This window comes from Oleiphilus sp. HI0067, assembly GCF_001635735.1.
In genome coordinates, this window is record NZ_LWFI01001101.1 from 1 (window position 1) to 882 (window position 882).

The window sequence follows — 882 nt, forward strand, 5'->3', positions numbered from 1 at the left end:
TAACTCAGGCAACACTTGCTCGAAGAAAATACGGCGTGCTTCTTTGCCCTGCTTCTTGTTGAACTGCTCGTAGGTAATAATGTAGATGTGACGTCGATTAAGCGCTTTAAGAACACTTTTGTAAGTCACTTCAAATTGCTGCTGCAGCTCTCGTGTTCTGGTTTGAATATCTGTTAAGCGATCGCGATAGAACTGTTTATCTTCCCCACCCTTGGAGAACGCAGCGAGTCGGCTGACATCGGCAACACGGACCCTAAAAAACTCATCCATGTTATTTGAAAAAATACCTAAGTACCGTAAGCGTTGAAGTTCTGGCACAGCCGCATTAGCTGCCTCTTGTAAAACCCGCTCATTGAACGCTAGCCAGCTAAGTTCCTTCGGATATAGCGGCATATCCTCAAACGTTTCGCTCAAAGTACTCCCTTCCTACGCATGTTGAAGTGAACATATTCTTTCATTAAAAACCAAAAAAGGCGCCCTGTAAAAGTAAGGCGCCTTTTTCAATCAATTATTTTTGAACGCGTTGAGCTTGCTCAAAAAGGCATATCCGAAATCCAAAAATGCACAGCAATAGATGCGACATAGCCTAAAGCGATTGCCCATGTCCATTTCAAATGGCTAAAGAACGTGTAGTAACCGCGAGCTTGTCCCATCAAGGCAACACCCGCCGCAGAACCAATCGAAAGCATCGAACCACCTACTCCAGCGGTTAATGTCACCAATAACCATTGATTCACTGACATATCAGGAAGCATAGTTAACACGGCAAACATGACAGGAATATTATCGACAATCGCCGACAACACACCGACCAAAATATTGGCCCAGCTCGCGCCCATTTGCTCGTACATAAAAATAGACGCCAAGTTGAGGTAGCCAAAC

General features: G+C 44.7%; 1 protein-coding gene and 1 pseudogene. Both read right to left on the reverse strand.

Going from position 1 to position 882, the window contains the following annotated elements; all coding sequences use genetic code 11:
• Nucleotides 1-414, reverse strand: a pseudogene (locus tag A3739_RS15920) (hypothetical protein); the annotation flags it as partial.
• 119 nt (nucleotides 415-533) lie between these two features.
• On the reverse strand, nucleotides 534-882 hold a 349-nt coding region (gene nhaD, locus A3739_RS15925), incomplete at its 5' end, for a sodium:proton antiporter NhaD (protein ID WP_197472361.1).